Origin of the sequence: Azospirillum melinis, assembly GCF_013340935.1 — a bacterium.
GTDB classification, from domain to species: domain Bacteria; phylum Pseudomonadota; class Alphaproteobacteria; order Azospirillales; family Azospirillaceae; genus Azospirillum; species Azospirillum melinis.
Map to the genome: position 1 here is coordinate 1 of NZ_WHOS01000049.1, position 19,244 is coordinate 19,244.

At 69.3% G+C, this 19,244-nt stretch carries 14 protein-coding genes; all 14 read right to left on the reverse strand.

Annotation, left to right across the window (positions count from 1 at the left end; translation table 11 throughout):
- Positions 1-23 precede the first annotated feature (23 nt).
- The 14 genes from GBZ48_RS36800 to GBZ48_RS26885 all read right to left on the reverse strand — a co-directional run bounded on the left by GBZ48_RS36800 (position 24) and on the right by GBZ48_RS26885 (position 19,176).
- A complete protein-coding gene (locus GBZ48_RS36800; RefSeq protein WP_174473825.1) occupies positions 24-1,697 on the reverse strand; it encodes an ATP-binding cassette domain-containing protein in 1,674 nt (557 codons plus the stop codon).
- 7 nt (positions 1,698-1,704) lie between these two features.
- On the reverse strand, positions 1,705-3,018 hold the full coding sequence (locus GBZ48_RS26825; protein WP_174473826.1) for an SPFH domain-containing protein: 1,314 nt from the start codon (positions 3,016-3,018) through the stop codon (positions 1,705-1,707).
- A 1-nt stretch (position 3,019) separates the two neighbouring features.
- Positions 3,020-4,801 (reverse strand): ATP-binding cassette domain-containing protein, encoded by a 1,782-nt coding sequence (locus tag GBZ48_RS26830; protein WP_174473827.1) that lies wholly within the window; start codon positions 4,799-4,801, stop codon positions 3,020-3,022.
- A gap of 7 nt (positions 4,802-4,808) precedes the next feature.
- Positions 4,809-5,567: a substrate-binding periplasmic protein gene (locus GBZ48_RS26835; RefSeq protein WP_174473828.1), complete on the reverse strand. Its 759-nt coding sequence runs from the start codon at positions 5,565-5,567 to the stop codon at positions 4,809-4,811.
- An 8-nt stretch (positions 5,568-5,575) separates the two neighbouring features.
- Positions 5,576-5,746 carry a hypothetical protein gene (locus tag GBZ48_RS26840; protein WP_167421769.1) on the reverse strand — a complete coding sequence of 57 codons (171 nt, stop codon included), beginning with the start codon at positions 5,744-5,746 and terminating at the stop codon, positions 5,576-5,578.
- A 34-nt stretch (positions 5,747-5,780) separates the two neighbouring features.
- Positions 5,781-6,284: a YcjF family protein gene (locus GBZ48_RS26845; protein WP_174473829.1), complete on the reverse strand. Its 504-nt coding sequence runs from the start codon at positions 6,282-6,284 to the stop codon at positions 5,781-5,783.
- 390 nt (positions 6,285-6,674) lie between these two features.
- A complete protein-coding gene (locus tag GBZ48_RS26850; protein ID WP_246307481.1) occupies positions 6,675-9,974 on the reverse strand; it encodes a type VI secretion system protein in 3,300 nt (1,099 codons plus the stop codon).
- A complete protein-coding gene (locus GBZ48_RS26855; protein ID WP_174473830.1) occupies positions 9,962-10,717 on the reverse strand; it encodes a DotU family type IV/VI secretion system protein in 756 nt (251 codons plus the stop codon). Before GBZ48_RS26855 ends, GBZ48_RS26850 begins: the two co-directional genes overlap by 13 nt.
- On the reverse strand, positions 10,714-11,190 hold the full coding sequence (locus GBZ48_RS26860; RefSeq protein ID WP_174473831.1) for a hypothetical protein: 477 nt from the start codon (positions 11,188-11,190) through the stop codon (positions 10,714-10,716). The genes GBZ48_RS26855 and GBZ48_RS26860 overlap by 4 nt, the downstream gene beginning before the upstream one ends.
- A 2-nt stretch (positions 11,191-11,192) precedes the next feature.
- On the reverse strand, positions 11,193-11,588 hold the full coding sequence (locus GBZ48_RS26865; RefSeq protein WP_174473824.1) for a hypothetical protein: 396 nt from the start codon (positions 11,586-11,588) through the stop codon (positions 11,193-11,195).
- Positions 11,589-11,602: 14 nt separating this feature from the next.
- Complete coding sequence (locus GBZ48_RS26870) at positions 11,603-14,695, reverse strand: ABC transporter substrate-binding protein (protein WP_174473832.1); 3,093 nt, start codon at positions 14,693-14,695, stop codon at positions 11,603-11,605.
- Positions 14,696-14,741: 46 nt separating this feature from the next.
- A complete protein-coding gene (locus GBZ48_RS26875) occupies positions 14,742-16,139 on the reverse strand; it encodes an HlyD family type I secretion periplasmic adaptor subunit (RefSeq protein WP_174473833.1) in 1,398 nt (465 codons plus the stop codon).
- The gene (locus tag GBZ48_RS26880) at positions 16,136-17,818 is read right to left on the reverse strand and encodes an ATP-binding cassette domain-containing protein (protein WP_174473834.1); all 1,683 of its coding nucleotides are present in this window, start codon (positions 17,816-17,818) and stop codon (positions 16,136-16,138) included. Before GBZ48_RS26880 ends, GBZ48_RS26875 begins: the two co-directional genes overlap by 4 nt.
- On the reverse strand, positions 17,815-19,176 hold the full coding sequence (locus GBZ48_RS26885) for a TolC family protein (RefSeq protein WP_343049685.1): 1,362 nt from the start codon (positions 19,174-19,176) through the stop codon (positions 17,815-17,817). Before GBZ48_RS26885 ends, GBZ48_RS26880 begins: the two co-directional genes overlap by 4 nt.
- Positions 19,177-19,244 lie beyond the last annotated feature (68 nt).

The window sequence follows — 19,244 nt, forward strand, 5'->3', positions numbered from 1 at the left end:
GAAGGGGAGGGGGTGGACCCGCCTCAGGAAGAGACGGGAAGAAGGTCGGGGGCAGGAATGCCGCCCGCGGGAACCGTGGCGATGAACTGGCGGATGCCGCCGCGGTCGACCTGGAGCTGCACATCGGCCGCGTCGAAATAGGCGTCGTCGTGGGTCACCGCGATCACGGTGATGCCGCGCGCCTTCATCCAGGGAATGATCTCGCGGTAGAACTTGCGCCGGAAATAGGGCGACTGGTCGGCCGCCCACTCGTCCAGCACCAGCACCGGCTTGCGCTCCAGCAGCGCGGCGATCAGGGCGAGCCGCTTCTTCTGGCCCTGCGATAGATCGACGGTGGTGAAGGCACGGCCATCGATGGCGACCTTGTCGGACATCTCCAGCAGGTCGAGAAGCTCTTCGGCGAAGCCGTCGTCGAGCGTCGTGGCACCATAGAGCTGGCGGGTCACATGGCTGTCGGAGAAGACCACGGCGAAGCGGTCACGGTGGGTGGCAAGGCCGTCCGGCCCGACCGTCACGCCATCCACCGACAGGCTGCCGCGCTGGATCGGATAGAGACCCAGCAGCATGTGGATCAGCGTGCTCTTGCCGGCACCGTTGTGGCCGGTGATAAAGACGACGCTGCCGCGCTCGACCGTCATGTCCACCGGGCCGACGGTGAAGGAGCCCGTGCCGTCCCGCCCGGCATGGCGGAAGGTGGCGCCTTCCAGGGCGATGGTGGAAAAGGGATCGTCCATGCCGCTGCCGCGGCCCGGAACCACCGCCTGCGGCGCCGCCTTCAGCTCCGCTTCCACCGCCAGATAGGAGCGGGCGGCAGTCTCGGCGCTGATGTAGGAGGGATAGGAGGCGACGATGGTGATGACCGGATAGGCGATGAAGGCGGCGGCATGGCCGGCCAGGATGACCGTGGCGATGTCGGTGTCGGTGACCGCCGGCAGCAGGAAGATGATCCCGGCCAGTGCGGCGTAATAGGTCAGCTCGCTGATGGTGAAATAGTGGCTGTACTCCGCGCCGAACCGGTGGCGTTCCTTGCGCAGGGATTCGGCGCAGGACGTCGCGTCGGCCAGCGCGTTGGCGGCGCGGCGGCGGTTCAGCTTGCATTCGCGCAGGGTCTGCAGGATGTGGTCCGACCGTTCCGACAGGGCGCCTTCGGCCTCGTGGATCGTCTCCGACATCAGTTCCAGCCGGATAACGGAGCGGCCGATCAGGATGCCGCCGACCACAAGGAAGCCCAGCACGATCAGCACGGCCGCACCCGACAGGGTGGAGAGATACAGCAGGCACAGCAGGATGGCGGCGACCGACTGGAAGCTGATGACCAGGGTTGGAACCGCCTGGGCCAGCATCTGCAACTCCGCTCCCGCCACCTGGGCGAGGCGGGAGGAACCGACCGCCATCGCGTCGGGCAGGTCGGCGGCCACGGCGCGGCGCAGCAGGTCGACGCGCAGGGTGGCGAGCGCGGCCTGCATGCGCTTGGACGCCGCGTTCATCATCCAACCCTGGGCGATCCGCCACAGGAAGGCCGACAGCAGGAAGACGATCAGCAGACGCTGGAGCCCCTCCGGATCGTCCAGCACCAGCAAGGCGTCGTTCAGCGAGGTCAGCAGGGCGAGGTTGAGCGCCGCCGCCAGCACCGCCAGCAGCAGCAGCGGCTGCATGTTGCGCAGCGCCTCGCGTCTCAGAATGCGCCAGAGATCCATCGCCGCCTCACTTCGACTGGATCATGTCGAGGAGCTTGGACGGCGACACCTTCGACAGGATCGGCGCCGAGGCCGCGGTCTTGGAGCCGTCCTTGGCCCCCTCCTTCGCCGATTCCGGCTTGGCCGCGGGAGCGGGGGCCGCCGGATGCGCAGCTGCGGGCGCGGACTCGCCGCCGGTGTTCAGGCTGGGCATCTGGGCGACCGGGGTCTGGCCCGGCGTTCCCTCTCCGCTCAGCGACGGCAGCTGCGAGACCGGCGGCACGGCGGTGCTGGTGGGCACCGAGGTCAGCTTGGCGTTCGGCGATGCCGGCGGCGCGCCCGGCGTGGCGGCGGTGGCGCCCGGTGCCGGCAGGGGGTTCTGGTTGGAGGCGGCGTCGAGGATCAGCGGCAGCCCGCCGCTGGCGGCGTTGCCGATCACGACGATCTTGGCGTTGGGCGAATGGGCCAGCTCCAGCGTCGCCTCGATGCCGCGCCAGCGCAGATAGTTCTCGGTCAGGTTGGCCTGCACGGTTTCCTGGAAGGCACGGATGCCCTGGCCTTCCAACTGCTTGCGCTGGCTTTCGAACAGTTCGCGCTGGAGGCGGAACTGGTATTCCTGCGCCGCCTGATCCTGCTGAATCTTGCGTTCGATCGACGCCATGATCGCTTCGGGCAGGGAGACATTGCGGATCAGGATGTCCTGGATCAGCAGATAACCGGTCTTGGTCCGCCCGTCCGGCTTCGGCACATTCTCGGCGCCGATCAGCTGGGCGTACATCACGCGGTCGGCGACCTGCTCGTAGGTCTCCGTCTGCACCCGCAGGCGGCGGTGGGCGTAGAGTTCGTCCGCCTTGAAGCGCGACACGATCTCGCGCGAGACGGACCCGACCTCCGGCACCAGCAGGACTTCCAGATACCGCGGGCCGACATTCTTGTGCAGGGCGGCCAGCATCTCCGCATAGGGGCGGTAGCGGACCGTGATCTCGATGCTGACGTTCAGGCCGTCGTTGGCGATGGCCGAATATGAGCGGGTGTCCTCCTGCAGGCGCAGGTCGTAGACCTCGATCTTGTCCCAGGGGAAGATGACATGCACGCCTTCGGCGAGCGCCGGACCCATCTGGGTGCCCTCGTGGAAACGCTTCCACAGCACGCCGCCATGGCCGGCGGGGATGAAGACGACGATGGACGGAGCGAAATAGAGGAAGATCAGGATGCCGACCAGCAGCGTGCACAGCAGGGAACGGCGGTGTTCGTCGTACCAGTGGGCCAGCAGCGCACGCAGGCGCGACTTCGGCTTCGGCAGCGCATCGGCATCGTCGATGGTGAAGGCTTGGTCAGCCATATCACGCGGTCTCCTGCAAGCAAGCCATGGCGGGATCCGAAGCGGAACCCATGTCGGGTCGGGACGCGGCCGTCGCGGCCGGCATGTCCGTTGACCCGTCGATTGTTTCGGTGTTCGTCATTCGGTCATTCGTCATCCGGCCGTTGGTCATCCGGATGGTGACGTCGCAGACCGACGAGACGTCGCCGTCGTGCGACACGAAGATCACGGTGCGGCCGAGGGCCCGCAGCTTGCCGATGATCTCGTTGGTGAAGCGGGTGCGGAATTCGGCATCCTGGTCGGACGTCCATTCGTCGAGGATGACGACCGGCCGGCCCTCCGCCACCGCGACCGCCAGGGCGACGCGTCGGCGCTGCCCCTTCGACAGGTCGCGGTTCAGCAGCCCGTTGCCGGTATCCGGAACCAGATGGTCGATCTTCAGATAGGCCAGCATCTCGCGGAACAGCTCGGCGTCGAAGCCGGGCCCCTGCGGCAGCCGGGTGAACAGGTGATGGTCCTGGAACACGGCGCAGAAGAGGTCGCGGTAGGCCTCCAGCCGGTCGGTCTCCACCGGCTGCCCGTCGAGCAGCACCTGCCCCTCGTCGGGACGGAACAGCAGCGGGATGACGCGCAGCAGGGTGGACTTGCCCGACCCGTTGGAGCCGACGATGCCGACCACGCTGCCCGCCGGGATGCTCAGGTCGATGGGGCCGATCACGAAGGGTTCCGGCCGCAGTCCGGCGCGGTAGGCGAAGCTGACGCCGCGCAGTTCGATGCTGGAGAAGCGGCGCGGAGCGCGGGCGGTGCGCGACGGCTCATATTCCAGAGCCGGCATGGTGCCGAGCAGGGCCGTCAGCTGTGCCGCCGCATCCTCCGCTGCCACATAGTCGGGAACGGCGTTGAGGAATTTCGACAGCGGGCGGGCCAGGAACAGGATGACCGAGGTGACCAGCGGAAGTTCGGACACCGACATCGCGCCCATGCGCGGGAAGATGAAGACGAAGACCGCCGAGAACCCGATGATGATCGTTGCGATCCAGGAGAACAGCTCGCCCAGATTACGGCCGTGGCGGCGCTTCAGCTCTTCCCAGCGGGCGACGTCGGCCTCCACGGCCTGGGTCAGCTCGTCGCGGCGCGCCTTGCCCAGCTTGACCTCGGCATTGCCGCCGACCAGCTCGGAAAAGCCCTGGAGCATCCGAAGCTCGGACTCCTTGGCATTGCCGAGCAGCGAGCGGGTCCGCTGCGCCTCGCGCACGTACCAGCCGCCGACCAGCAGCGCCGCCACCAGCAGCAGCGTGGCGCCGACGGTGGACAGCGTCCACAGGTAGAGGTAGGCGACCGCCGCCACCAGCATCATGTTGGCGGCGATGGACAGGTTGGGCAGCAATGCTGCGATGCGCTCCAGATGGTGGTTGCCGAGATCGAAGGACCGCTTGGCCTGCAAATCCAGGATGTCGGCGTGGCCGCCCAGCGTGACGTGGCGGAGGAAGCGCCGCCGCACCCCGGCCAGCGCGCTGAAGGCGGTCGTCAGCGTCAGGGAGACGAAGCGCTTGGCAAACGCGTAGGAGACCAGCAGCGACAGGCAGAAGATCAGGAAGGGGGTGTCCAGCACCTCGCCGCGCATCCAGCCGCTCAGTTCCGCGCTGAGGCTCATCAGGCTGATGAGGTTGGCGGTGGCGGCGACGCAGCCGGTGATGACCAGCCGGGTCAAGATGCTGCGGTCGGCAAGGCCGATCAGCGGCAGCAGCGAGGACGGCGGTCGGCTGGGAGGGGGGCGGTTGGAAGAGGAAGTGCGCTTGGCCATCGTCCGGTCACTCCGCCAGCCAGCCGTCGAGGATGCGGGCGATGGTTCCGTTGTCGCGCAGCTTGACGAAGGCGGCTTGCAGCCGTTCCGCCTTCTCCTTGCGCGCCTTGGGAAGGGCGATGTAGCGGGGGATCAGCCCGACCGGCTTGGGCAGCACGCGCACGTCCTTCAGGCGGCCGTCCTGCTTGGCCATGTAGTTCAGCACATGCAGGTCGCCGACGATCACGTCCACCCGGCCGAGGATCAGGCGGCGGAAATTGACCACGTTGCTGCTTGACGCCACCTTCTCCAGATATGTCGCCGCGTCGAAGTCGGCGGCGTAGGAGAAGCCGTCGACGACGCCGATGCGGTAGGAGGTCAGATCCTCCAGCCGGTCGAAGGTGATGTTGGAGTCCTTGCGCACCATGAACACGGTCGTTCCGGTGCGGAACGGGCCGATCATGTTGTACTGCGCGAAACGGGTCGGCGACGCGATGAACTGGAAGCCGATGTCCGCGGTGTTCTCGTCCATCGACTGGACCACCTCCGTCCAGGACAGCGGGCGATGGACCGGGGTGACGTTGAGTTCCTTCAGCAGCGCGTTGACGATCTCGGTGTCGATGCCGGTGCGGTTGCCGTTGAAGGAATAATTGTAGGGCGGGAAATGGTCCTCCGACGCTACGGTCCAATATTCGGCACGGGCCGGAGTGCACAGCACGAGCAGCGCCAGCAGGGCCAGCAGCAGGGCCAGCAGTCGCCGAGGCGCGGCAAGGGGGAACATGGTCATGGCTGCGGTCACGCCTTGGCCGGCTTCTTGCGGCGGCCGGTGAGCAGGATCATGACGAGGAGGGCGCCGGGCGGCGTCAGAACCACCGCCAGGAAGGCGTAAAGCAGGAAGCCGCCGCGGCGGCCGATCCCCAGAAACCCGACCAGCAGGCAGAGACCGATATAGATCAGCTCGAACACGGCGATGCTTCCTTCTTTGCCCGGCGTTCAGGCGTCAGCCGGCCTTCTGGACCGGCTGCTCGTCCATCTGCGGTGCGGCGGCCGGAGCGTCGGTGGCGGCCTCACCCTTGGCGGCCTCGAACTCCTTGCGGAAATACTCGCGCATCGCATCGATGTCGAAATCCAGCAGCGTGCCGCCGGTCTCGAAATGCTGGGCGAACACCTGGCCCAGAGCCCGGGTCGCCGCCAGCGACAGCGCCGGCATCACCGCCACGCCGAGCGCGGTGCCGATGAAGGGGACGGCCTTGACGGCGGAGCCCAGGACGCTGGAGCTGAGAGCTCCCGGCATGACGCCGCCCAGCAGGGCGCCGACAATGGCGCGGGTCCGCTCCTGCGCGAACTCGACTTCGTAGAGCTTGGCGAGCTTGTGGACGAGGTTCAGCTGCGCCGCGCTGACGGCGGCGACGTCGGCGCCCGGAACGGGGATCAGCCCGAAGGCGCCGGAGGCGTAGCTGTGATACTTGATCAGGTCCTGGGCGCGCTTCTTACGGTCTACCATGATCCGAAACCTTTCTCGGGTCGGGAAGAGTTGATCTGCGGTGGAAACTTCGATGTCAACCACACGTTTCCGTCCGGTCGCTGCCGCTTGGCTGAGCCTTCCGGTGGAAAATAGTGGGTGATCGTCAATTGCAGTCACGGCGATTGACAAACGAAAGGCGTTGGCTGCCTGCGGCAGCGAAAAAATTGGCTAATGATGATTAGAGCGGAAGCGGGGCAGGAAATATCTGCCTGTGGACCTATGCAATATAGTCTGTTGATACGGTTTTATTGATTAAAAACCTGTTAAGTCGCTGTTGGGGTTATTAGGAATTTCCCAGAGACATGGATCGGCTTGCTGCGATATGTGACCAAAGATGTCATTAGCTTTTCTTGCGATTGGCGACATTTTCTACCTTGAAGGGAAACGGGACGGCAGGTCCAAGGCCTTCCCCGGTAGGGCGGATCGCGACCCGGCGGCAATGGACGCCGTCATGAACAGGACCGTATCGCGCACCGGCTCGCCGCCGATGGTCTGGGTCGGCAGGACGATGCGCAGCAGGGCGCCGTTGCTGTTCGTGGAGGACGACCGCCCTTTCAACAGCCGCAGCAACGCCCAGGGGCCGCGCTCGACCAGCGTCAGCGTATCGCCGGCCGCCGCTTCCGCTTCGCTCGCCATGGCGTTCTTCGGGCGATAGGGCGAACCGGCGGCCCAGCGGAAGCTGAGGAGCAGCGGTTGCCCCGCTTTCCAGACCAGGGTGTCGGATCCGGCGGAGGCGCCGACTGCGCTGGTCCCTGATCGCACCGACCAATCGATGATGTGCTCCGCCCCCAGTTCCTGCGCCCGGTTGGTGCCGTAGCTGAAACGGACAGTGACCGGTGCCGAACGGGAGACCGCATCGAACAGGGGACGCACCGTCTCCATTTTCTCGAGGAAGGCCGCGACTTCAGGCGACGCCGTCTTCATGACGGCAGCCCGGCTCTCGTCGAGCTGCTCGTAGAAGCGGCGCACGTCCTTGGGATCGGCATCGGGCGCGCCGCGGGCAAGCTCCGGACGGACGAAGGGGAAGCGTCCGGCAAGCGATTGGGAGAACACTGCATCGAGCCTCGCCACCGCCGCCTCGGGCGCTGGCGTCGCAGGCGTCGCAGATTCCGGGGGGAGGGCCGGAAGGGTCGGCAACGGCGGCAACGGGGGCAGCCGGGCCGGTGGGGGAGCCTCGTAGGGCGCAGGCGGCGGGCTGGCGACCGCCACCTGCTTGGGCAGCGCGGGAAGGGGTTCGGGAGCCGGCACAGGAGGGGGTGGCGCGGGGCGCTGCTCGACGACCGGCGCCGCCGGAGCGGGCGCCGCGGGCTTGCTTTCGGAAGCGGTGGCTTTGGCCGGCGGCGGCTCGTCCTTGGGCTTGACCGCCACGGCAGCGACCAATTGTGCCGGCAGGGCGGCGACCGCAGGATTCAGGGACAGTGCGCCGCCTTCGCCGCTGGTCAGCAGGCGCCCGGCCGACGGGGTGTCGAGCGCCAGCACGGCGGCACGGGCCGAGGTGGCCGCTGTGGACAGCGCCTCGGTGATGCGGTCGGTGGTGTCGCGGCCGGGAAGGTCGGCCATCGCCGCCTTCTGGAGCGCCAGCTTGACGGCATCCGGCAAGCCGCGCGCGGGATCCTGCAAGGCGGCCGCAATCGGCCAGCCGGCGGCCTCGGTGACGGCATCGACCAGCCGGCCGAGGTCCGCGACATCCTCGTCGCTCGGCGATTGCGGCAGGTCGCGCAGCCGGTCGGCCAATGCCTGTGCCCGCAGGCGCAAGGGATTGCGGGTGTAGAGCTCCTCGGCCAGCGGAGCGGCGAGCTGCACCGATTCCGCCCGCAGGGCCACCGCGATGGTCCTGGCATCCAGGTTGGGAAGGTCGGCACCGGCGGCGATGCGCGTGACGAAGCCGTCGGTCGCCGCGATGGGCGGGCGCGGCACGGCGTCATAGACGCTTTCGGCCAGCGCCAGCAACTCGTCGAATCCGCTGTTGCGGCGGAAGCGGTCGTAGCGCTCCAGCGCACCGCGCCGGCCGCCGATGCGGTCCAGCTGGGCGGCCAGCCGGCGGAAGGCCGGCAGATCCTCGACGCGCCGGGGATTGGTGACCGGCGGCAAATCGGTCAGGGCGGAGCTGGGCAGCAGGGCGTCGCGGATCGGCCGCAGCACCGCCCGGCGCAGGGTGACCGAAGCGAGCCGCCGCTTGTCCTCGTCGACTCCGCTGAACAGCGAGGTCGGCAGCAGTGGCGTCGCCAGCCGGTCGCGCTCCATCACGGCGGTGGCGGCGATCACGCGGCCGACCATCGGTCCATCGACGGGGGCGTCGCGTGACAGCAGCGCCCGCCGCAGGTCGGCGACCGGTGCCGCCACTGCCGCACTTCCAGCCGAGACGCCCGCGAAGCCTTGCCACGCGGCGACCGACAGGACCGTCACGGAGGCGGCCAGCGTGGCCTGCGCGATCCGGCGATGCCGGCGCCCTTGCAGGAAAGCGGCTTCCGACGGGCGTCCATAGCCGGGCTCGGCGAAGGCGCGGCCGGGCAGCAGGTCGCGGGCAAAGGCCGGGCGGCGCCCCCCCGTCGCGGTCGCACAGGCGCCGGTCAGGGCGATGCCGCGCAGCGGAAAGGGCTCGGCCGCCTCATCTCCCCCCAGCGCGCCATCCAGGAACAGCGCCAGCGGATGGCGCAGCGTCTCCAGCGATGCCGGCAGAAGCGGCAGGCGCACGCAGGCAGTCCCGGCGGCGGTCACGCCGGCAAGCGCATCAGCCTCCAGCAGCGCGAGGTCGGATTGGATGGCGTCGAAGGCTTCCGCCACACGGGCGGGTTCGAAGGGCGCCAACCAGTCATGCGGGCTGGTCCATCCCAGAACGCTGTCCAGCATGGCCGCGGGAATCGTCGCGCAGAGGTCGCTGAAGCCGTCGAGGGACTCCGCGCGCACCACCGCCACATGCACCGGGCAGACCATGCCGAGATCGTCGCGGATCGAGCGCAGCCGTGCGCGCAGGGACTCCGCCCGCCTGGCCAGCGCCCGGCGCGGCGCTTCGCGCTCCGCCGCGGCGCGCAGCTCGTCGGCGCCGACCAACAACAGGATGCCGTCCAGCGGCCGGCGCATCGGCCGCTTGCGGATCGCTGCGACCAGCGACGGCCAGGAGGCGTCCAGTTTCGTGCCATCGGCGGAATCGGCGCCGGCATGCAGGATCGCCGCTCCTTCGCAGAACCACCAGCAGCCGTTCTCGGTGTTGCCGTCCTCCGGCCAGCGCACATGGGTCGGGTCGGTGGCAAGCAGCGCCGGGCCGCCGACGCCGAAGGCGAGGAACCAGGGAATGTCGCCGCGCCGCAGGGGACCGCGCATCTGCCGGGCCAGGATGTCCAGCCCTTCATTGTAGGTGCGGGCCAGCGGCGGCTTGCCGGCGGCGGCCTTCGACGGCGGCGGCACCTCCGCCCGGACATGGAGCGCCGAGGACGGCATGGGCTTGCGCGTCGGTGCCTTGGCACGGACCGCGGCCTTGGCGGGCTTGCGCCGACGGCGGAGCCGGGTGCGCAGTGTCGGCCAGACCGACCGGGCCACCCGATAGAGGATGTAGAGCGGCAGGGCCGCCAGCAGAAACGGCAGATAGGCGAAGACGAAGGACAGGATCCAGCCGATGGCCGAACCGATGCTGGAGATCACGAGTTCAATCGTCAGGATCAGTAGGACCATGACTGCCCCATATCCTCGACCGCGGACCGGGCGCCGCGCAGGTCACGCTGGAGATCGTTGACGGCGGTGGACCACAGCAGATGGGACACCAGCAGGAACAGTGCTGCGACGCCGCCGACCGCCACCCACCAGCGCCGCGCCGACGGGCGGAAGCCGCCGACCACCGCACCCATTGGCGGATCGTAGGCGCGCCGGCTGGCAAGGCCGGCCTGCGGCTGCTCGGTTCCGCCCTCCCTGCCGGTGACGATCCGGTGCAGCGGGGAGCGCCGCGCCGTCGCCTGGGCATCGTCGGGGAAGCCGAGGGCCAGGGCCGCCAGATAAACCGCGGCAAGCCCGCGGTCGGCCTTGGCGCCCTGGCGGATCAGGTCGTCGGCCTGGACGAACAGTGTTTGCAGGGTGGCGTTCGCACCGAACAGGCGGCCGGCGACGACGGCGTCCGCCGGCTTCACCTGGGCAAGCGCCCGGTCCGCCAGCATCGCCATTGCGAAGGCCGCCTTCACCACCGTGCCATGGGCGGCGGGACCCTGGGCGGTCGCCGAGGCGCTCATGCCGTGGAGCATTGCGACCAGCCGTTCGGCGACCGATCCGGCCGGGGCTTGGTCCTGCGCGCAGGCGGCCAGCAGGTCGGCATGGAAGGCGCGGAAAAGAGCCAGGACACCCGGACCGGCGGCAGCGGCGGCGGTGGCAGCGGCGGCGGGCGCGGTCGGAGGTGCGGAGGGCGAGGGGGCGGGCCGTACGGTCACGGTGCGGTGTCCTTCGGCAGCGGAGCCACGGTGAAGCCGTCGCGCCCCAGCCGGATGTCGAGCGCACTCATGCCGTCCAACGACTGGCGGTGGACCCCCGGCATGCCGTAGCGCGCGAAGACGATGGTTGCGGTTGGTGTGGCGGCAAAGGGGGGAAGGCTGCGCAGGATCACGCTCTGGCCGGGCACCAGTTCCCAGGACGCGATGGCGATCCGCCCGGCAGCCTCGCCGTTCAGGGCCGCCCGCTCGCGGAACCAGCCTGCGGCGTCGAGCGACCCGACCCGGCGTGCCAGGGCGCTGTCGGCCACCCGGACCACGTCGACGGCCACCGGACGCCGGCCGTTGGCCTCGGCATCGGCGGTGATGCGGAGCATCGGGGCCGGATCCACCCCGCCATCCGTGACGGGCTGCCTGGACCCGTCGGCGGCGCAGCCGGCGAGCAGCAGGGCGATTGTCAGAGCCGTACGCTTCATGGTCAGCCGCCCGCTCCGCCGGCGCAGACATAGCCGGCCGGCGTGTGGCGGTACCAGTTGCCTGCCGCCCCGGTGCAAGGCGTCAGCACCCGGTCGTTCTGCTGCGGAGCGGCAGGCTCGGTTGCGGGAGCCGGTGTTGCGCCGTCAGCGGTCCTGCCCGTCACAGGGCGGTTGGCGAGGGCGAAGGACTCTTCGTCCTCCTCGACGATCATGACGTAGCGGGTGCGCTTGGAGGGGTAGCGGATGCCGACGTCGTAATCGCCATCAGCCACCCGCTCCAAGATCGCGGCGGACTTTTCGCTGCCGAAGGGGGCGCAGGCCGAACCGGCGAGCAGGACCGGCAGCAGCATCGCCGCAGTGACGCAACGGCAGAGGCAGCGGCGGAAGGGGCGTGTCATCGGGATGCTCCTGCTCATGCCGGAACGGTCGCGTGCGGGATGGCTGCGGTGACGACCGCGGCGGCGGCGCCCGCCTCCAGCAGGTCGGGCGGGGTCGGGTCGATGCCGGCGTCGGCCAGAGTCCGGTAGACGGACCGCCAGACCAGTTCGGGCACGGCGAAGCTGGCCTCGTGGTCCTTGACGCAGAAGAACAGGTTGTACTTGCACAGCCACTGGCCGTTGACGGCGCGGAAGCCGTCATAGCGGACGAAGGGCAGCCCGCCGGTGTCGCTCGGCATCACCCGGTCGGTGGCGCGCAATGCCGTGGTCAGCAGGCCGCCCATGTGGCCGGGGTCGATGCTGGCGTCGGCGAAATATTCCAGCTTCATCGAAACGCGCTCGACCGAACTGAAATTGACCACGGTTGCTTCCGACACCTTGGCGTTCGGCATCGCGACGATGAAGCCGGCGACGTTGCGCACCCGCACCGTCCGCCACGTCATGTCAACCACGACGCCACGGACGACGTCGGTGATCTGGATGCTGTCGCCGATCTGGAACGGCCGTTCGATGTTGAGGATGATGCCGGAGAAGACGTTGGCGATGTTGGCCTGGATGGCGAGGCCGATGACCATGCCGACGAGGCCCGAGGCCGCCAGCAGGCTGGTGATCGGCTGCTTCAGCACAAAGGCGATGATGCCGCAGCCGGCGAAGCCGAAGACGATCAGGGTGGAGAAGCGGCGGACGATGGCCGGGATGCGGCGCTGGGTGCGGATCTCTAGCGGGGTCCAGACGAAGCGTTCCATCGTGCGGTCGACCAGGATGGCCGGCACGATCCACCACAGCACGTTGATGCCGTTCACCACCATGGCGATGCCGCTTGCCGGCAGCGTCGCCACCGCCTGGTCCAGCACGATGTTGCCGGCCGACATCAGCAGGAGCGGCCAGGACAGGATGCGCATGAACAGCGTCTGGATCTTCCAGAACTGGCCGCGGTCGCGCCGGTCCATGACGGCGGCGAAGACCGCCAGCACCGCGCTGAAGATGGCGATGTAGACGAAGAAGTCGCGGTGGATGAAGTCGCGCGCCGCAGGCGCATCGGGCGTCGCCACGACGCCGAAATCGACGCGGGAGAAGTCCGGCTGCGGCCGGCCGAAGCCGACATAGTTGGGATCGCCCTCGCTGCTGACGCTGGTGACGTCCTGGGAGATCCAGGCGCGCGACAGCCGCCAGCCCGGCGACGGGGCCAGCACCCGCTTGGCGCGCAGCTGGTCGAGCAGGGTGGAGCTTTCGCTCTCCCCTTCCAGTGCCCGGCGGAAGCGGTCGGCGAGGCTGAGATCGGCGGCCGAAGCGGTCTCCGCCGCGGCCATCGCCTTCAGCTTTTCCACGAAGTCGTTGGTGTTCACCAGCGACATGCCGAGCACGTCGGTGACGAACATCACCGTGTTCCGGTTCTGCGTCCGGTGGCGGAAGCTGACCCCGACGGAATGGCTGCCGTAGGGCGGCCTCTGGTCGGAGAAGTTCAGCGAGAAGCGCCCCTCGATCCGGTAGGCGACGTAGGTGGTGACCTCGCCGCGCTCCTCGCGGTAGGGCTTGCCGAGTTCCACCGGCTTGACCGCGTTGGTGAAGACGACGTCGGCCGGGTTGAAGGCGCCGCGGTAGCGGAACCAGATGGTCAGGCTCAGCGTCGCTTCGTTGGCGTCCGGATTGAGGTCGCGGATCTCGTGCAGCTGGACGCCGGTGTAGATGACGTCCGTCTTGTACATGAAGCGGTCGTTGACGTAGAGCGCCCGCCCGCGCTGCACCTCCTCCAGGAAGTTGGAGACGCCGGCCTCGCGGATCGGCTGCAGCTGTGTCAGCGCCGCCACCGGGTTCAGGCCGTTGTAGGTCGCCATCATCACCGGCAGCGTCGCCTGCCCGCGGGCGTCGAAGGTCCAGGTTCCGGCAGTCGACTGGACCGCGGTCTCGGCACGGTCATGGCCGGCGATAGCAAGACGAAGCGTATCGCCGTCCGGCTTGCCGGCGCCCACGGGGGCCGCGGCGATGGCGCCGGCGATCAGGTCGACGCCGTCGGCGCCCAGCGCCGCCGCCCAGTCGGGTACGGCGTTGAAGCGCTTGACATATTGGCCGTAGAAGCGCTGCGCCCGCTCGTTCGCCGTGTCGAACAACACGGGCGAGGCGACCAGCAGGCCATGGCCGTAGGCCTCCGGCGTCAATGCCTTGGGGTTCGCCTGGGTCTGGGCGACGATCTCGGTGCGGAAGGCGGCGGTCGCCATCTCCGAACTGCCGGCGATCAGATTGCGCACGCCGACGTCGCGCAGGGCGACCACCACACGCGCGCTGTCCACCGCCGAGCCGATGACGACGATAGCGCCGGTCGGCATCCGCTCCTTCACCGCCTGGGCGAGCGCCGGCAGGGCACCGGCCCCGCCGCGTCCGGGGGCGTAGGTCCATTGGTTGACCAGCTTGGTGCCGAAGCGCTGGAGGATGCTGTCGAACTGGCCGGCAAGCGACGCCGCCTGCTCGCTGTCCTCGCGGATGATGGCGACGGTCGGCTCGCCCACCACGTTGCGGACATAGTTGGCGAGGAAGCGGATTTCGTGGGTGCGGTCGAAGCCGATGCTGAACAGCCACGGGCTGGGCGTGCCGTCCGTCGGGCGGACCAGCGGGCGCGGCGCGATCAGCGGGATCTTCTTCTGCGCATAGATGGCGGCGGCGCTGTCGGTGGCGTCCGGCGTGTGGCCGACCACCGCGACGATTGCCGGGTCGTTGGCGATGCGCCGGGCGATCTCCAGCGACTTGCCCTTGTCGCCCTCGTCGTCGAAGGGCCTGACCTCGACCGGGCGTCCGCCGATGCCGCCGGCCGCGTTGATGGTGTCGGCCCGCAAGGCCGCACCCTTGCGCAGCGCCAGCCCGAGCGCCGCGTCAGGTCCGCTCAGCGGTCCCACCACGGCGAGCGCCAGCGGCTCCCCTGCGCGTTCGCCGAGGAAGCCGGCGCGCACCACCAGCGACACCACGACGGTGACCAGCATCGCCGCCGCCAGGATCAGGGCGAAGCGCGCCTTCTTGGTCATGCGCGACCAGCGCAGCGGCTGCTGCCGGGAACGGGGCTGGAGCGAACTCAGCATCGGGGGATCCTCGGGGGAGGGATAAGTCTTGTGATCGCAGCCATCTTCACCGCTCCTGCATCGTATGCTGGAGGCCGTTGAGGACCGGCGAGAAGACGTAGTCGAGGATCGTGCGGCGCCCGGTCAGGATGCTGCAGGTCACCCGCACGCCGGGGAACAGCTCGTAGGTCTTGCCGCCATAATCGAAGCGGGTCACCGGCAGTTCGACGCGGACCTTGTAGTAGGACTGCTTGTTGGCATCGAGCAGCGTGTCGGGGCTGATCGTCCGCACCCGCCCCTCGATATGGCCGAAACGCGAGGCGTCGCTGCCGGCCAGCGTCACCACCACCGGCTGGTCGGCGCGGACATAGCCGATGTCCTGCACCGGCAGGCGGGCGTCCACCACCAGATTGCCGTCGCGCGGCACCAGCTCCACCACGGTTTCGCCGGCCTTGACGACGGCGCCCTTGGTGGAGACGGCCAGCGTCTTGACGATGCCGTCCATCGGCGCCCGCATGCTGGAGCGGTCCAGGCTGTCCTGATAGCGGGTCAGCCGCTGCGACAGTTCATTGTGGTTGCGCCGCGCCTCGTCTAGCGCGTTGCGGCCCTCTTCCTCGTACTTGCGGCCGATCCACACCAGCTTGCTGCGCGCCTCCGCCAGGGCCGCTTCGGCCTGGGCCAGGGTGGCGCGGTCCTCGGCGATGGAGCCGGTGATGCGGGCGTCGTCGCGCAGAAGCTCCAGATGCTTCATGCGGTTGGTGATCTCGCGCTTCAGCAGGCTTTCGCTGATCGACAGCTGTTCGCGGATCAGCCCCTGCGCCACCTGGGAGCCGGAGATGCGGGCGCGGACGGCGGCCATCTGCTGCTCGCGCTGGACGATGTCTTGGCGCTGGATGTCGATGTCGGAGGCCAGCCGGTCGCGCCGGGCGCGGAACAGGTCCCGGGTCTGCGCCACCAGATCCGGCCGCTCGCGGGTCAGCGTCTCGGGAAAGTCGATGCTGTCGCGCCGCGTGACTTCGGCCTCCAGCCGGGCGATGTCGGCGGAGAGGGAGCCGAGGCGCAGGCGCAGCTCTTCCAGGTCGGCGCGGGTCTTGGTCTGGTCCAGTTCGACCAGCACCTGCCCGGCCTTCACCGAATCGCCTTCCTGCACCAGGATGTCGCGGACGATGCCGCCTTCGAAATGCTGGACCGACTGGTTGTAGGCCAGCGGCACCACGTCGCCGGGTGCGCTGCTGGAGACGTTCAGCTCGGCGATGGAGGCCCAGCCCAGCGCGGCGAGGAAGGCGGCGATGCTGACGGCGAACAGCCCGTCGCCGAAGCGGCTTTCGCTCTCCGGCGCCGTGGCGGTGGCGAAGGGCAGTGCCGGTGCCGCTGCTGCTGCGCCCAGGTTAAGGCTGGGGGAAAGGCCGGGGGGCAGGGTGGGGCTGGCGGCCCGCTTGCGGGTCAGCAGGGGAAGCGGCTTCATGATGCCACCAGTCCGGCCGGGTCACGGCTCATGGCCAAATCCTGCGACTGATCGAGGTCGAGCACCAGCGAGGCGCCCTGGAGGATGCGCGGATCGTGCGAGGCGATGACCACCGTGTGGCCGGCGCGCGCCAACTCGATCAGCGTGCGGTAGACGACGGCGGTGCCTTCGGCGTCGAGACCGTCGGTCGGCTCGTCCAGCAGGATCAGCCGGCCGCCGACAGCCAGCGCGCGGGCGAGCGCCAGCCGGCGCCGGTGCCCGACCGGCAGCTCCTGGCCGAAGTTGCGCAGCGGCGTGTCGAGCCCCCGGGCGCAGTCGGCCACCGCGCGTTCGGCACCGGCGCGGTGCAGGACGGCCTGCAAGTCCGTCTCCGACAGGCGCGGGTTGGCGAGCAGCAGGTTCTCCCGGATGGTCCGGTTGAGGAAGACGGGCTCCTGCGGCAGATAGCCGGTCTGCTGGCGCCACCAGAGCGGGGCGAATTTGCGGATGTCGACGCCGTCGGCCAGGACGGCGCCCTCCTGCGGATCGGCAAGCCCGGCGATCAGGCGGATCAGCGTCGATTTGCCCGAGCCGTTCCGCCCCTTCAGCACCAGAATGTTGCCGGCGGGCACCGACAGGGACAGGCGGCGCAGCAGCGGGGTGACCGCCCCCGCCGGGGTGTAGGTCAGGTCGCGCAGTTCCAGTGTGCCGTTATAGCGGGGCAGGCTGGTGCCGGTCGGCGGCTCCACCGCCGTGCGGGCGAACTGCTCCAGCCGGCTCTGCGCCTGCCGGGCCATCGCCAGCGATTCTCCGATCTGCGCCAGCCGGGTGAAGGGAGCCAGCGCCCGGCCGACCAGCAGGTTGACGCCGATCAGCGAACCGACATCCAGCTCGCCGCGCACCACCAGCACGGCCCCTGTGGCGATGACCGCCACGCCCTGGAGCGCCTGGAGGCTTTGCGCCATCGACTGGGCTCGGCCCTGGCGCATCGACATGCGTTCGCGCAAGCTCCGGAGCGTTTTCGCCGCGCGCTGCCAGTCGCCCAGAAGCGGCTTGGCGCCGCCGAACAGGGCCACCGCGTCGCGGCCGACGATGGCGGAGGTGACGAGACCCTGCGCATCGGCGCCGGCCTGGGCCAGATCGCGGCCGACCGCCCGCATGTCGGCCTGGGCCAGCAGGCCGGCGGCGATCGACAGCAGGGTGAACAGCACGCAGATCGCCGCCAGCGGCCAGGAGACCAGCGCCACCACGAGGATGAAGCCCAGCGCGAAAGGCAGGTCGAACAGCGTCGCCAGATTGGCGGAGCCGAGCGCCGCGTCGATCTGCTCGGGCGCCCGCATCGCCTCGCGCCGGGCGGCGTCGCCCTCCGCCGAGCCGGCGCCGCTGCGTGCGGTCAGCAGGATGCCGAAGGCACCGGTCGCCAGCCGCTCATGCTCGGCACGGCCGATGCGGCCGGCGATGCCGAGGCGGACATGGCGGAACAGATGTTCGAAGGCGATGGACAGCACGACCCCGACGGTCAGTGCCGCCAGGGTGGAATCGACGCCGTGCGTCACGTACCGGTTCAGCACCAGCATGGTGTAGAAGGACGAGGCGAGGCCGAGCAGGTTGGCCGCGAGCGAGGCCGCGAAGACGCGGGTCGTCAGCCGCAGGTTGGAGCGCAGCCGCTGGAGCAGCAGTCCGATGGCGCCGCCGGTCATTGCTGGTCTCCCTTTCCGCGCTTGCGCTTGGTGTCTCTGTTGGCGGGAGGTGATGGCTCGGTCTTGCCGGAGCCGTCGAACAGGCCACGCCCCATCGCCGCCAGTTTCGGCATCGGCTTGGTCTGGATGTCGGCGGCGGTGAGGCGCCCCATGGCGGCGAGCAGGCGGTACCCGGCGAGAACCAGTTCCGTCTCCGCCGCGGCGGCATCGCTGCGCGCGTTGATCAGCGTCGTCTCGCCCGACAGGATGTCGATGAGCGACCGCGAACCCAATTCGCGCTCCGCCCGCGCCACATCGAGGAAGCCGGCGGCGAGGCTGGCCTGATCGTTCAGCAGCCGCACCTGCGAGCGGGCGCTCTCCAGCCGGTTCCAGCTGTTGCGGACGGTTTCCAGCACCGTGCGTTCCTGGTCGGCCCAGTTGGCGTCGGCGGCGCGCAGGTCGGCCTCGGCGAGGCGGACGCTGTTGATCGCGGTCAGGCCGGTGTTCAGCGAGAAGGTGACCTGCAGCTTGAACAGCAGCTCGTCCTGCCGCCCCGGCTGGCCGGCGACATCGCTCTTGATGTTGCGCTCGACATAGCCTTCGACCCGCGGATAGAGGGTGCGGCCGCGCACCGACGCCACCGCCTCCTGGGCGGCGGCCGTGGTCAGGGCAAGTTCCTGGAGGCGCGGGTTGTGGCGTCGCGCCTCGTCCACCGCCGCGTCCATCGACAGCGGCAGCGCGGCCTTGGTCATCGCCAGCACTTCGGCGCCGTCCAGCTGGAAGGGCACATGGCCGAAATAGGCCTGGAAGCGGCTGAGGGCCGTCTGCATCGCCTCTTCCGCCGCGACACGGCGGGCCTGGGCGCCGGCAAGCTGGCTCTTGGCCTGGAGAACATCGGTGGAGAAGCCGTAGCCTTCTTGAAGGCGGACCTCTTCCAGGCCGGTCTGCCGCCGGATGTTGTCTTCCGACTGGCGGGAGAAGACGAGCAGCCGGTGGGCGCGGACAAGGGTGGCGTAGGCGCTCAATCCTTCCACCAGCAGTTCCTGGCGGGTGCGCTCCACGGCGATGTCGGCGCGGACCACGGAGACCTGCGCCCGCCGGATATCGGCATTGGTCGCGTCGAAATCCCAGATCAGCTGGGTCGCGCGCACCGACAGCTGCTTGGCGTTCAGGTCGGTGTTGGGAAGGCCGGCCGGCTTGTTGGTGGTCTCCCGCCCGCCGTTGGCCGACAGGCTGAGCGACGGGTACCAGCCGCCATGGCTGATCCGCAGTGCGTTGCGGGCGGACTCGGCCGCAGCCTCCGCCCCCCTCAGCCGGTCATGCGTTTCCGTCGCCTTGCCGATCAGCGAGACCACGTCTTCACGCGGCGACGCAAACACAGGTTGCGCACCCCAGCCGATGAGCGGAAGCAGGGCCGCAGCAGAAAGAAAAAATCTATGCATAGGGG

Bases quoted from the DNA above. Each gene is read 5' to 3' on its own strand.
- GBZ48_RS36800 (WP_174473825.1), bottom strand. From the start codon at position 1,697: ATGGATCTCTGGCGCATTCTGAGACGCGAGGCGCTGCGCAACATGCAG.
- GBZ48_RS26825 (WP_174473826.1), bottom strand. From the start codon at position 3,018: ATGGCTGACCAAGCCTTCACCATCGACGATGCCGATGCGCTGCCGAAG.
- GBZ48_RS26830 (WP_174473827.1), bottom strand. From the start codon at position 4,801: ATGGCCAAGCGCACTTCCTCTTCCAACCGCCCCCCTCCCAGCCGACCG.
- GBZ48_RS26835 (WP_174473828.1), bottom strand. From the start codon at position 5,567: ATGACCATGTTCCCCCTTGCCGCGCCTCGGCGACTGCTGGCCCTGCTG.
- GBZ48_RS26845 (WP_174473829.1), bottom strand. From the start codon at position 6,284: ATGGTAGACCGTAAGAAGCGCGCCCAGGACCTGATCAAGTATCACAGC.
- GBZ48_RS26850 (WP_246307481.1), bottom strand. From the start codon at position 9,974: ATGGTCCTACTGATCCTGACGATTGAACTCGTGATCTCCAGCATCGGT.
- GBZ48_RS26860 (WP_174473831.1), bottom strand. From the start codon at position 11,190: ATGAAGCGTACGGCTCTGACAATCGCCCTGCTGCTCGCCGGCTGCGCC.
- GBZ48_RS26865 (WP_174473824.1), bottom strand. From the start codon at position 11,588: ATGACACGCCCCTTCCGCCGCTGCCTCTGCCGTTGCGTCACTGCGGCG.
- GBZ48_RS26870 (WP_174473832.1), bottom strand. From the start codon at position 14,695: ATGCTGAGTTCGCTCCAGCCCCGTTCCCGGCAGCAGCCGCTGCGCTGG.
- GBZ48_RS26875 (WP_174473833.1), bottom strand. From the start codon at position 16,139: ATGAAGCCGCTTCCCCTGCTGACCCGCAAGCGGGCCGCCAGCCCCACC.
- GBZ48_RS26880 (WP_174473834.1), bottom strand. From the start codon at position 17,818: ATGACCGGCGGCGCCATCGGACTGCTGCTCCAGCGGCTGCGCTCCAAC.